The sequence below is a fragment of the Mycobacterium sp. NGS15 genome, assembly GCF_059813245.1.
This window is the reverse complement of record NZ_JCALEF010000003.1, coordinates 397,024-409,714: the sequence shown is the minus strand read 5'-3', so window position 1 is coordinate 409,714 and position 12,691 is coordinate 397,024. Positions and strand designations below refer to the sequence as shown.

The window sequence follows — 12,691 nt, the reverse complement described above, 5'->3', positions numbered from 1 at the left end:
CAAAGCGAACCGCGCCGGCGCGGCCCGATGTCGGTTACTGCGTGGTCGCCTGCAGCGCGTCGTATGTCGCGGCGGTCAACCGGTGGTAGGCGCCTGATTCGGGATCGAGATACCAGGTTTGTCGGCCCGGTTTGGGGAACCCAGATGCGCGAAGGTGTGTTGTGGACGGGCGATACGTGGCGCTGAGCGGCAGGTTGGGTACTACTTTGACGATATCGGGACGCTCCGCGACCGGCACGGAGGCAAACGCCTCCGCCAGATCGGCCGGGGATATCGCTTCGCCGGGGCGCAGAACCACGGCGGTCACCGCGATGTTGGTCTCACCGGACTCCACGGGATACGTCGCGACCAGGTCGATGGCGCTCACCGCACCCAGTGCGTGACTGGTGGCTTCGGCGTACACAACGCCGTGTGCGGTGCGGACCGCGGTATTTCGGCCATCGAGCATCCAGAAGTCGCCGTCCTCGTCGCGGCGGAAAAGGGACTCCGAGGACACCCAGGTATCGCCGGGGGCGAACACGCCGCGCCGGACGGCGGCGGCGGGATCCACATCGCCAGGCGGCTTCGCCAACAGCAGACCGACTTCGCCGGGCCTGGCGATCTGGACGAATCCGTCTTCGCCCTCGATGATCACGTCGTCGACAGGGTCGTAGGCGGCGAGCCGGACCTTGCCCCCGCCGGGCAGTGGTCGGCCCTTGCTGCCAATTTTGGTGCCGGACACATTCGCCAACACCGCTTCTCCGTCGGTCGTCGCAAAGAATTCGACGACGTGGGCGGGTGCGAATCTCTCGGTGACGCGCCGCCATAGACCGGAGGGCATACCCGAACCGATGAACAGCCGCACGGGGTGATGTGCGCCCAAAGCCAGGGAGGGGTCGTCGATGACCTCGTGCATCATCGCCCAGGTGTAGGAGACGACGGTCACTCCGTACTGGTGGACCTCTTGCACGAATCGATCGGGATTGAGCCCGCGCGACAGGGCAATTCGCGCACCGCCGGCCACCGCCCCACCCAGGCTCACCAACAGCCCGGACTGATGGTGCAGGGGGGTGAGGCAGTACACGGTGTCGTTGGCGGTGAGCGCGGCCGCCGACGCGGTACCGAACGCCGACAATGCCCACCGATGGTTGGTGATCTGCTTGGGCACCAGCCGGGATCCGTATCCGCTGAACATCACGAAGGCCAGATCGCGGGCCTGCCCTGGATCGGGCCGGTACCAGCCGGGCAGCTCGACGGCGTCGGGGTCGATCTTCTCCATGTCGATGATCGAGCCGTCGTCAGGAATGGACAGGTCGCGTGACTCGCCGCCGCCGAGCACCAGGATGTGCACGGGAAGGTCTTGTGCAGCAGGGAGGTTCGGTGGGTCGGTGAGCAGCTCGGAAATCTCCCCTAGCTTCACCGCGATCTCAAGGTCGGCATCGGGCGGTAGCAGCACCGCGACGGCTCCCAGCCGGGACAGCGCGGCGATCGCCACCAGGGCGCTGGGCCGGGTCTCCATCAGAACGCCCACCCGGACGCCCTGACGCACCCCCACCTCGATGAGGCCCCTGACCACGTTGTTGATGCGGCGATCCACCGCCTCGTAGGTGTGCACCCGGCCGTCGAACAGGAAGCTCTCGCCATGGGGGGTGCGGCGGGCCTGTTCGGTCATCAACCGGCCCAGAGAGATTCGGGTGTGATCGTGGATCTGTCCGAGGCGAGTCAACCGTGGCAGTGTGCGAACCGCTTCGACGGCAATGGATTTCACTGATTTGTTGGCGGCTGCCGCGGCCGCTCCCGCAGTTCGGGCGGCGGCGATAGCGACCTCGGTGGTGGTGCTCAAACCATGTGCTACCCGGGAGGTGAGCGGGACGCCGCCGCCGTCGAGCTGGCCGCTTTCGTGCTCGTACATGAGGTCGACCGACGGGGGTTTCGCCGCCTCGCCCTCACGCCATTGCACCCACTGGCTGACCGTCGGCCAGGTCTGGGCCACCGCGGTCGAGCCGACGACGAGACCGAAGTGACCGGCGCGGATGAGGTACTCGTACACATCGGCCTTCGGCGCGGCGCGCAGGATGCCGCGCACGGACGCCGGCTGCCCGATGTCGTCGACCTCGCCCACCACCGCCAGAACCGGGCACGTGATATCGCTGAGGGTGACCACACGGTCGTTGACAGTGAAGCCGCCGGTGGTCATCCGGTTGTGCACCACGAACTGACGCAGCAGCTCGGCGATCGCAGGACCGGACCAGGCGATCCACCCCTCATTGGCGAGGAACTTACGCTGCTGCTCGCGCGGCAGCAGGGCATCGCGGTCGTGCAGCTGCCGCAAGAAGTCGAGGCGGCCCTTGACGGTCTTGACCGGGTCCAGCATCTGGAAGCCGATTCGCGCCGACCACGCCGGAATGGAGAATCGGCTGAATATGTGGTCGGCCATGAACTCGGCGATATCGGCCGACAGGCCGGCGGGCATACCCATGGGCATGGCGGCGTTGGCATCGACCGGTGAACCGAAGGTGATGATGCTCGCGATGGTGCGCGACTTGCGCAGTGCCGCAGTCTGATAGCAGAACATGCCGCCCTGTGAGTATCCGGCCAGGTGCACCTGACGCCCGGTGATTCGATGCACGGTCTCGATGGCGTCGCTGACGGCCACCACATGGTCGGACAGGGTGCGTTCCATGCCGCCGGCAATCCGGTCGGGGCTGCCGAAGTCGATGACCCATGGATCGATACCGGCGCGGTGCAGGATGCCGACGGCGCCGCCATCCTGAGTGACGTCCCACATGTCGGCGGCCATCATCATCGGGTGCACCATCAGGACCACGGGTCCGGCATCCGCTGTCTCCGAAGATCCGGGGGCGAAGTAGCGGCGCAGCCGGTACATGGGCACGCTCTCGACGATCTGGTGCGAGGAGGCGGTGCTACCGGTTTCGAGGCCGCCGAGGCGCAAAACCTCGAGCCCGTTCTGTGCAGTGGCCGCCAGGCGCGCGACGGGTTTGGTCAAGGAGGAGAGATTGAAGGACACAGCTACTCCTTTAGACCGATCATCCGCGATATTGCCCAGGTGAGGGCCTGCATATCCTGTCACAACAGGCGTATCGGGCTGACCGAATCCCCGTCACCGGATCGGAAGCGACGTTGCGATGCGAGCCTCTACGATGACGCGGTGGGGAATCTGTTGCTACGGCCGCTACGCCTCTGGGTGATGTATCTGCCTCAACTGGCCGCGTGCTATCTGCTGGGTCTGCTGGGGCGCAACATCGCGATCGAACTCGCGGCGAAGTTCGGGTGGAACAACTATCTGATCGTCGACCTCATCATGCCCTTCGCGGGTCTTGCCCGCCTCGGTTCGATCATCGCGATGTTCCTGGTGCTGCGATCGGCCATTCCGTCGCTCGCAGTCCTGCCCAAGGCATCGTTGCGGCAGGTCGACCTCTTCTCGAGTGTCGTGCTGCCGTTCTTTGCCATCTACCTCGCGTGGCAGATGTTCGCCGATGACTGGATCGCCTACGAACAGAAGGCGATGTACCTGCGTGTCGGTGCCGCCATGACACATTCGGAACCGGTACTGAATCTGTCAAATGTGCCGGTCAGCAACTTGGTCTGGTACCTCATCGTGGGTGCGTTCGTTCTTCGGTACGCCCTCAAACTGAAGTGGGTCGAAAATCGAACGCCGACGTGGTTCATCTTCGTCAAGGTGTATCTGGACGCGCTCTGGGTGTTCTTGATCCTGTCGTTCGCGGCCAGTAAGGGCGTCACCTTCTTCCTCAAGCCGACTGCTTGGTTCAAAGAACGTCGCGTCATAGTCTGGGCCGATACCACCCGCGCCGAACTGTTCTCGCATTTTCGGCCGCTGGAAGTCATCTGGAACGTGTTGACCAGTGCCCTGCACATTGCCTTCAGCGGCGCCGCCGTGCCCCTCGTCTGGCTCGCGATCGCGGGAATCGTCTACGGCACCTCAAACCGGGCGAGTTGGCGAGGTGTGCTGCGGCAGGTGGCAGGTAGTCAGGGTGACGTGGTCGCGGATCGCCTCGCGCCCCGGCTGCGGGTTGATCATCGGCTGTCCGCACTCCCGGAGCACACGCGGAAGAAGACGGTCGAGCTGGCGCTGTCGCAATTCGGTAAGTTTCGCCCCATCGCGGACTCCGCACGACTGGTCCTGCACGGCGGTTTCGTCGTGCTAGCCGGCTATGTGCTGCTGTATCTGTGTCTCGCGTGGCTGGATATGTCGGATAGTTTCTACCGCCCGCAAATGCAGGTCGGTGGATATCTTGTGCGGGGTTTTGCGTGGATATTAGGTGCGCATTCCGAGGAGTACTGGAACGCGGCCGGGCCTGTCCTCGCGGCGCTCTCCGGCATCCTCGTTGCGTCGCTGCGACTGAGTCTCATCGCCTCGGTTTTCGCGCACTGTGTGGAACGTGCCGAGAGTGGCCATCAGTCTGCGGTCTCCGACGGCAGCCAAAGCCAGGGTGAGGTCGTGGACTACCCGGATACGGTGGATACGGATCCACGTATCGATCTGGCCGGGCCACGCATCTGACTAGGGAAGATCAAGCCGAACAAGGATCTTGTCGCCGATATTCTCGATGATCTCCACGGCGTGAGGTTCGATGTCATCCGGCATGAGAAAGACGAACAACAGGTCACCCGGCCTGCCGCATGATTGCGTGGATCCATCCGGTATCCGCACCCCGCCGTTCTCGAATTCGGCCTTCCACATGTGCGTTCCATCGGTTATCCGCGCCGCACAGTACATATCGGCGGGCGGTGGCCCCGAGCGCTTGATCGTCACCACGACGAGTTGAGTGCCTTTGGGCAAAACCGTGTTCAGCGGCCCCTGCCGCTTACCGAGACGCCGAATCTCGCCGAGCTCCCATGTCTGACCGTTCACGGCTGCAGATTGGCCGGCTGGGACCAGGTACTCGGGACGGATGCTTGCCTGGTACTCGCGCCAAGGACCCCAGAAAGAGATGAAGGCGATGATCACGAGCAAAACCGCAACTGCCACGGTCGCGATGACGTTGCGGAACCAAAGCTTATCTCTCAGGACGCCGCGCTGATCGCGGCGGTGTTTCGCGGAGTCGATCACCGTCATGGGGCGCCAACCTTGGTCTTGGCCAACGCGAGTACCGCGGAGCGGGGCGCATGGCTCGGGTCCAGCGGCACATCGATGATTAGCCCGGTGTCCCACTTATTGGTGCCGGCCGACACATACAACCGTCCGACGCTGACCCGGTTGACAAGTTCTGTGGGCGCTTCGAATACATAAACACCGGTCTGAGGAATCAGCGGGTTCAGGATCGCTCCGCCCAGCGTTGAGAGACCCAACCGATCATCAGGGATGTAGGCGTCTCCGTCGAGTTCCAGTGCGACGCGGGCCGTGGGCGCATCGAGTAATGAGGTGATCGTCGCCGTCACAACCACCCATTGCCCCGACGATGTGAGGTTGCGGTTCTTGGGCAGGACCCCCGTGTGTTTGACGACGGGCGCCACCGCGGCCTTGATCACCGTGACCGAGAAAAGCCTGCCGCTCACCGGACTGCCCGCACTGCCGTGCACATCGAACGGTGCCTGCACATCCGTGGCGTACGGCAACCGGCGCCACACGAATACCGAGGCCGCCAAGATGGCGATGACAACGCCCAGGGTCCCCACGATTCTGACAAGAGGCGGCAGGTTCTGGAGTGCTCGGATACTCATTTCGGGCTCCCCACTGGCACAACTGTCCTCGCGCTGCCCCCGATGCTCTGCCACCCTGCGCCGTAGATGACGTAGCCCTGGCCGTACTTGCGATATGGAACTTCCACCGTCACAGTCGATCCCACTGCAACAGCATTATCCGGGACACTCCAGATCAGAGCCACCTTTTCCGTCAATCCAGGTTGCAGCACGGTCAACATGGTTCCGTCCGACATTCGCAGGGCCGTCGGATCGTGCGATGACGCAAGATAAGTGTTCTGCGCATCGGCGACTTCGGGCAGTGCAAACATGGACGAGACTCCGTCCGGCCCTTCTCCATGATTGGTGACATCGACCAGCACACCAAGGTACGAGCGGCCCGGCCTCTCCTTGAGCGTGAATCCGTTGCCGGCCAGCTTCTTGACCAAAGAGGCCCGCTGCACGGTGATCGAGAATTCGTGGTTGTCGAAGGCCTGGCCTACGTTGAAGGTCTCGGGCGCCTTTTCCACCGCGTCGAGCCCGCCGAACCCCGCGGTGGCGAGCACCGCGACGATCGCGACGACGTGCCACATCTGGATGAATTCGAGATCATTCCACCAACTGCGGACGGTCACCTTCAGCCTTCCGAAGGTTCCCTGCGGTGGCGGTGCCTCGGAGCTTTGTGCGCCTGGGGCCGCGACCGGCGGTGATTGATCGCGTACCGGGGTGTTCCCCGGGCGACGCCACGCCGCGTTCGGGTCGTCCGGTGTGTTTCCCCCCGGACCGGGGCCCGACGATGTCGGGTCCGGCTCGCCGTCCATGGCTGGATATTAGCCTGGTCGATTGTCGCCCGGACCGCGCAGCACATTCAGACGGGCCAACACCAGCTCCCGCTGCTCGGCAACGCGTTCCGGCGCGGTGCCGCCGCGCGCACTGCGGGAGGCCACGGATCCGGACGTGGTGAGCACGGAGCGCACCTCCCCCGTCAGGTCCGGATGAATGGCACCGAACTCAGCGTCGGTCAGGTCCTCCAGACCGACACCGCGCGCCTCCGCCGCGCGAACCGCCTCCCCCGCCGCCTCATGCGCGATCCGGAACGGCACACCTTGGCGCACCATCCATTCCGCGAGATCGGTGGCGAGGGTGAATCCCGCCGGGGCCAGGGCCGCCATGCGGTCTGTCCGGAACCGCAGCGTCGCGACCAGGCCGGCCATCGCGGGCAGCAGCAATCCCAGCTGTGCCACCGAGTCGAAGAGCGGTTCCTTGTCTTCCTGCAGGTCCCGGTTGTAGGCCAGCGGCTGCGCCTTGAGCGTGGCGAGCAGGCCAGTGAGGTTTCCGATCAACCGCCCCGACTTCCCCCGGGCCAGCTCGGCAATGTCGGGGTTCTTCTTCTGGGGCATGATCGAGCTACCGGTAGACCAGGAGTCGTCAAGCTCTGCATAGCCGAATTCCGTTGTGCTCCAGAGAATAATGTCTTCAGAGAGGCGCGACAGGTCGACCGCGATCATCGCGAACACGAAGGCGGCCTCGGCCGCGAAGTCGCGGGCTGATGTCGCATCAATCGAGTTCTCGGCGGCCGCAATGAATCCCAGATCCAATGCGATGGAATCGGGATCCAGGCCGAGTGAGGAGCCCGCCAGCGCACCGGCTCCGTACGGTGAGATCGCGGTGCGCCGGTCCCAGTCGACGAGCCGGTCCGCATCGCGTAGCAATGGCTGCGCGTGCGCGAGTAGATGGTGTGCGAGCAGTACCGGTTGTGCGGCCTGAAGATGAGTCTTGCCCGGCATGATCGCCTCGGGGTGTGCACCGGCCTGATCGGCCAGTGCCTGCACCACGTCGAGCACGCCGTCGGATACTCGTCCGGCCGCATCGCGCAGCCACATCCGGAACAGTGTGGCCACCTGGTCATTTCGAGACCGGCCGGCGCGCAGACGACCGCCGACATCTGCTCCGACCCGCTCGATCAGCCCGCGCTCCAGAGCGCCGTGCACATCCTCGTCGGTATCGGCGGGGGCGAACTGTCCCGACGTCACATCGCGATCCAGCTGCTGCAGCCCGTCCACAAGCACGGAGAGCTGTTCATCGGTCAGCAGTTCCGCCTTACGGAGGACCCGCGCATGCGCGATCGACGCCCGAATGTCGTACGGCGCCAGTACCCAATCGAAATGGGTGGACTTACTCAGCGCGGCCAGCGCGGGTGCAGGCCCACCGGCGAACCGGCCGCCCCACAGTGATCCCTCGTTGGTGCTCACTTCCCCGACAGGTCCCGTTGCGCGGAGATCTTCGACGACAGTCCGTGGATGTGCACGAAGCCCTTGGCGCTCGACTGATCGAAGCTGTCGCCCTCGTCGTAAGTGGCCAGGTTGAAGTCGTACAGAGACTCGGCGCTGCGACGGCCATTCACCGCGATGTTTCCGCCGTGCAGCACCAGCCGGATATCACCGGAGACATGCTGCTGGGTGTCCGCGACGAACGCCTCCAGCGAGCGCTTCAGCGGCGAATACCACAGGCCGTCGTATACCAGCTCGGCCCATTTTTGGTCGGTGTGCCGTTTGTAGCGGCCGAGCTCACGCTCCAGGGTGACGTGCTCCAGCTCCTCATGCGCGGCGATGAGGACCATTGCGCCTGGGGCCTCGTAGATTTCACGGCTCTTGATGCCGACTAGACGATCCTCGACGACGTCGAGACGGCCCACTCCCTGGGCTCCCGCGCGCCGGTTGAGCTCGACGATGGCCTCCAACACGGTGACCTGGTTGCCATCGATCGCGGTGGGCACACCCTTGTCAAAGGTGACGATCAGCTCGTCGGGCGCCCCCCAGTTCAGGGTCGGATCTTCGGTGTAGTCGTATACGTCCTTGGTGGGCGCGTTCCAAAGGTCCTCCAGGAAACCGGTTTCCACGGCGCGACCCCAGACGTTCTGGTCGATGGAGAACGGAGATTTCTTGGTTACATTGATCGGGATCTCGTTCTCGGCGGCGAACGCGATGGCCTTTTCGCGGGTCCAGGCGTAATCGCGGACAGGTGCCAGCACCTCCAGATCCGGCGCCAGCGAGGCAAACCCGACCTCGAATCGGACCTGATCGTTACCCTTGCCGGTGCAGCCATGAGCGACGATTCCGCCGCCGTGCTCGCGGGCCGCGGCAACCAGGTGCTTGACGATCAGTGGCCGGCTGATCGCCGATACCAGTGGGTAACGATCCATGTACAGCGCGTTGGACTGCACTGTCGGCAAGCAATACTCGTTGGCGAATTCGTCGCGGGCGTCGATGACAACCGCTTCGACGGCGCCGCAGTCGATGGCACGCTGGCGCACCACCTCCATGTCCTCGCCACCCTGGCCGAGGTCGATCGCGACGGCAACCACCTCGCGGCCGGTCTCCTTGCCGATCCAGCTGATCGCCACCGACGTATCGAGCCCACCCGAGTAGGCCAGGATTACGCGGTCAGAGGTTGTCGATTGGGTGGTCATGTCATCTCTCTCTTAAGCAAGCTGTTCGAACTGTGCGGCGAGCTGAGCTCCGGTCAAGGGTTCGCGGGCGATCACCGCAATGGTGTCATCCCCCGCAATGGTCCCGACAACGTCGGGTAACGCGGCGCGATCAATCGCGCTGGCGAGATAGTGCGCGGCACCGGGCGGTGTACGCAGCACCGCGAGATTACCGCTGGAGTCGGTCGATACCAGCAGCTCCCCCAGCAACCGCGAGAGCCGGTCGGTGCCGCCGGATACCCCACGAACGGGGCTGCCGTCCTCGGGTACCACGTACACCCCCACCCCGCCGTCGGCGGCGCGGAGTTTGACAGCACCGAGCTCGTCGAGATCTCGGGACAAGGTGGCTTGCGTGGTTTCGATGCCCTCGGCAGCCAGCAGTGCCGCCAGCTCACCCTGGCTGCGCACCGACCGGGTGGACAGCAGTGCGACGATGCGGGCTTGCCGCCCCGCCCGGGTGTCGGCGGCATGGGAAGCTGTCATCGCTTTTTCCACTCTTGGCGCGATCTATGGGTACGTCCCCGCACGCGGGAGGTGCCCCCACCCACGTGTGGAGGCCTCATCGTCGTTGCTCCAGCAGCCACACCAGCAGCGCCTTCTGGGCGTGCAGACGGTTCTCGGCCTCATCCCACACGGCGCTGCGCGGGCCATCGATCACCTCGTCGGTGATCTCTTCACCACGGTGAGCCGGAAGGCAGTGCAGGACAATGGCTTCTGAGTCGGCCACACCGAGCAAATCCTCGTTCACCTGGAACGGCCGGAACGGCCGGACCCTGTCGAGCCCGTCATTCTCCTGCCCCATCGAGGTCCACGCATCGGTGACGAGCACATCGGCACCGGCGGAGGCGGCCCGCGGGTCAGCGCTCACCGTCACCGAAGCGCCGGTGTTCGCGGCGATCCGCTCGGCCTCGCTGACGTACTTGACATGCGGCGCAAACCCATCGGGCGCCGCGATCGTCACGTGGATGCCGGCGGTGACTCCACCGACCATCAGTGAATGCGCCATGTTGTTCGCGCCGTCACCCAGATACGTCAGTCGCAACCCGGCCAGCGAACCTTTGCGCTCGGCCAGTGTCTGCAGATCCGCGAGCACCTGGCATGGATGAAAATCGTCAGACAGGGCGTTCACGATCGGCACCGTGGATCCGGAGGCCATGGCCGTCAAGCGTTCCTGTGCGTAGGTGCGCCACACGATGGCTTCCACGTAGCGGGACAGCACCTGCCCGGTGTCCTTGAGGGTCTCCTCGCGGCCCAACTGGGTGGTACGGCTGTCAACCACCACGGCGTGCCCGCCCAGCTGCGCGATGCCCATCTCGAAAGAGAAGCGGGTTCGGGTGGAGTTCTTCTCGAAGATGACGGCGACCCCATGCGGTCCCTCAAGCGGCCGCCGCGAAAACGGTGCCTTCTTGAGCTCGGCGGCCAACGTGAGGACTTCTGCCTGCTCGGCCGGCGACAGATCGTCGTCCCGCAGGAAATGGCGAATTGACCTCGAATTACTCATGCCAGCTCCTGTCTTGCTGCGGTGTCGAGGATCCCGGGCAGCGCGGCGACGAACTCCTCGATCTGTTCGTCGCTGATGATCAGCGGTGGTGCCAGACGCAGCACATCGGGTGCGGCGGCGTTCAGAAGGAACCCGGCCTCGCGTGCGGCGGTCTCGGCGGCCTTGGCGCGTTCTTCCTTGAGCACAATGCCCAGGAGCAGACCGGCCCCACGGACTCCCGCGACCAAGGGATGGTTCAAACCTTCGATGGCGTGGCTGAACGTTTTTCCTGCCGCGGCTGCGTGGTCGATGAGGTTCTGCTCATCGAGGACCCGCAAGACCGCCAGGGCCGCCGCGGCACAGACGGGATTGCCGCCGAACGTGCTGCCGTGCAGACCCGGAGTGAGCAGCTCCGCCGCTGCCCCGGTCGCGATGCAGGCCCCGATGGGTAGTCCGCCGCCCAGTCCCTTGGCCAGTGTGACGATATCGGGCGTGATACCCGCTTGTTGGTGCGCGAAAAACGTTCCGGTACGACCAATTCCGGTTTGCACCTCGTCAAGTACCAGTAGCGCGCCGTGGCGGGCGGTGATCTCGCGCACTCGGGCGAGGTAGCCCTCCGGTGGAACAACCACTCCGCCTTCGCCCATGATCGGCTCCAGGAAGACCGCGGCGGTCTCACCATCGACCACTGCCTCGACGGCGGCCAGGTCGCCGTAGGGTACGTGAACCACCCCCGCCGGCAACGGCTCGAACGGGGCCCGCTTGGTCGGCTGGCCGGTGAGCGCGAGCGATCCCATGGTGCGGCCGTGGAATGCGCCTTCGGCCGCTATGACTTTCGTGCGTCCGGTGAGCCGGGTCAGCTTGAACGCGGCCTCGTTGGCTTCGGTGCCCGAGTTGCAAAGAAACACTCTGCCAGGAACGCCCAGTCGTGCGACGAGCGCTTCGGAGAGTTCGATGCCGGGGCCCGTCGCGTACAGATTCGAGGTGTGGCCGAGTGTGGAGAGCTGGTGTGTGACGGCGTCGATGACGGTCTGGTTGCGGTGGCCCAATACGTTGACGGCAATGCCGCCCAACAGATCCAGGTACCGCTTGCCGTCGACATCGGTGACGACGGCACCGTCGCCCTCGGCGAGGACGACCGGCGGTGTGCCGTAGTTGTTCATCATGACGTGTTCCCAGCGCTGCTGAGTCTCACTGGTGTTGCTCATGATTGGCTCCTGACGATTGTCCCGACGCCCTCGTCGGTGAATAGTTCGACCAAGACACAATGCTCGACGCGTCCGTCGATGATGTGGGCGCTGGGCACTCCACCGTCCACCGCGCGCAGACATGCCTCGACCTTGGGAATCATGCCCGACTCCAGCGTGGGAAGGAGCCCGCGCAGATCCTCGGCCGCTATGGCGGTGACCAGCGACTCCCGATTCGGCCAGTCGGTGTACAGACCTTCGATATCGGTGAGCATCAGGAGACGCTCTGCGCCAAGGGCTTCGGCAAGCGCGCCCGCCGCGGTGTCGGCATTGAGGTTGTGCACCACGCCGTCTGAGTCGGGAGCAAGGGTGGACACCACCGGGATGCGTCCGGCATCGATCAGGTCAAGGATCGCTTCCGGATTTACCTGTGCCACGTCACCGACCAGTCCGATATCGGTCTCGACGCCATCTACGGTCGCGGTGCGCCGCACGGCCGTGAACAGCCGCGCGTCCTCGCCGGTGATCCCCACTGCGTACGGCCCGTGGCTGTTGATCAACCCGACGAGCTCACGGCCGACCTGGCCGAACAGCACCATGCGTGCGATGTCCAGTACTTCCGGCGTGGTAACCCGGAAACCGCCCTTGAACTCGCCGGACACGCCAAGCTTTTTCAGCATCGAGGTGATCTGCGGGCCGCCGCCGTGCACGACGACGGGATGGACACCGCAGTTGCGCAGGAACACCATGTCTTCGGCGAAGGCCGTCTTGAGCGCGTCGTCGGTCATGGCGTTACCGCCGTACTTGATCACGACAATGGCGCCGTGCAGCTTCTTGAGCCATGGCAGTGCCTCGGCCAGTACGCGCGCCTTTTTCGGGGCCTTCATGCGGCTGCCT

The 12,691-nt window shown here is 64.7% G+C and carries 11 protein-coding genes; 1 reads left to right on the top strand and 10 read right to left on the bottom strand.

Annotated elements, in window-relative coordinates:
• Positions 1 to 34: 34 nt before the first annotated feature.
• Positions 35 to 3,007 carry an acyl-CoA synthetase gene (locus tag AC5Y5C_RS09630; RefSeq protein WP_499971274.1) on the bottom strand — a complete coding sequence of 991 codons (2,973 nt, stop codon included), beginning with the start codon at positions 3,005 to 3,007 and terminating at the stop codon, positions 35 to 37.
• Positions 3,008 to 3,148: 141 nt separating this feature from the next.
• On the opposite strand from AC5Y5C_RS09630, the gene AC5Y5C_RS09625 reads away from it, so the two are divergent.
• Positions 3,149 to 4,522, top strand: a complete 1,374-nt coding sequence (locus AC5Y5C_RS09625) for a hypothetical protein (protein WP_499971272.1) — start codon at positions 3,149 to 3,151, stop codon at positions 4,520 to 4,522.
• Here AC5Y5C_RS09625 and AC5Y5C_RS09620 read toward each other — a convergent pair whose 3' ends face one another.
• From AC5Y5C_RS09620 to argB, 9 genes are all read right to left on the bottom strand, one after another.
• Positions 4,523 to 5,077, bottom strand: coding sequence for a hypothetical protein (locus AC5Y5C_RS09620; RefSeq protein WP_499971270.1), 555 nt, complete (start codon positions 5,075 to 5,077; stop codon positions 4,523 to 4,525).
• A complete protein-coding gene (locus AC5Y5C_RS09615; protein ID WP_499971269.1) occupies positions 5,074 to 5,682 on the bottom strand; it encodes a hypothetical protein in 609 nt (202 codons plus the stop codon). The genes AC5Y5C_RS09620 and AC5Y5C_RS09615 overlap by 4 nt, the downstream gene beginning before the upstream one ends.
• Complete coding sequence (locus tag AC5Y5C_RS09610; RefSeq protein ID WP_499971267.1) at positions 5,679 to 6,461, bottom strand: DUF4352 domain-containing protein; 783 nt, start codon at positions 6,459 to 6,461, stop codon at positions 5,679 to 5,681. Before AC5Y5C_RS09610 ends, AC5Y5C_RS09615 begins: the two co-directional genes overlap by 4 nt.
• A gap of 9 nt (positions 6,462 to 6,470) precedes the next feature.
• The gene (gene argH, locus AC5Y5C_RS09605; protein ID WP_499971265.1) at positions 6,471 to 7,892 is read right to left on the bottom strand and encodes an argininosuccinate lyase; all 1,422 of its coding nucleotides are present in this window, start codon (positions 7,890 to 7,892) and stop codon (positions 6,471 to 6,473) included.
• Complete coding sequence (locus tag AC5Y5C_RS09600) at positions 7,889 to 9,109, bottom strand: argininosuccinate synthase (RefSeq protein WP_499971263.1); 1,221 nt, start codon at positions 9,107 to 9,109, stop codon at positions 7,889 to 7,891. Before AC5Y5C_RS09600 ends, argH begins: the two co-directional genes overlap by 4 nt.
• 12 nt (positions 9,110 to 9,121) lie before the next feature.
• Positions 9,122 to 9,610: an arginine repressor gene (locus AC5Y5C_RS09595; RefSeq protein ID WP_499971261.1), complete on the bottom strand. Its 489-nt coding sequence runs from the start codon at positions 9,608 to 9,610 to the stop codon at positions 9,122 to 9,124.
• 76 nt (positions 9,611 to 9,686) lie between these two features.
• On the bottom strand, positions 9,687 to 10,628 hold the full coding sequence (gene argF / locus AC5Y5C_RS09590) for an ornithine carbamoyltransferase (protein ID WP_499971259.1): 942 nt from the start codon (positions 10,626 to 10,628) through the stop codon (positions 9,687 to 9,689).
• Entirely contained in the window at positions 10,625 to 11,815 is a 1,191-nt protein-coding gene (locus AC5Y5C_RS09585) for an acetylornithine transaminase (RefSeq protein WP_499971257.1), read from the bottom strand. The genes argF and AC5Y5C_RS09585 overlap by 4 nt, the downstream gene beginning before the upstream one ends.
• Positions 11,812 to 12,681, bottom strand: coding sequence for an acetylglutamate kinase (argB, locus tag AC5Y5C_RS09580; protein ID WP_499971255.1), 870 nt, complete (start codon positions 12,679 to 12,681; stop codon positions 11,812 to 11,814). The genes AC5Y5C_RS09585 and argB overlap by 4 nt, the downstream gene beginning before the upstream one ends.
• Positions 12,682 to 12,691: the final 10 nt, after the last annotated feature.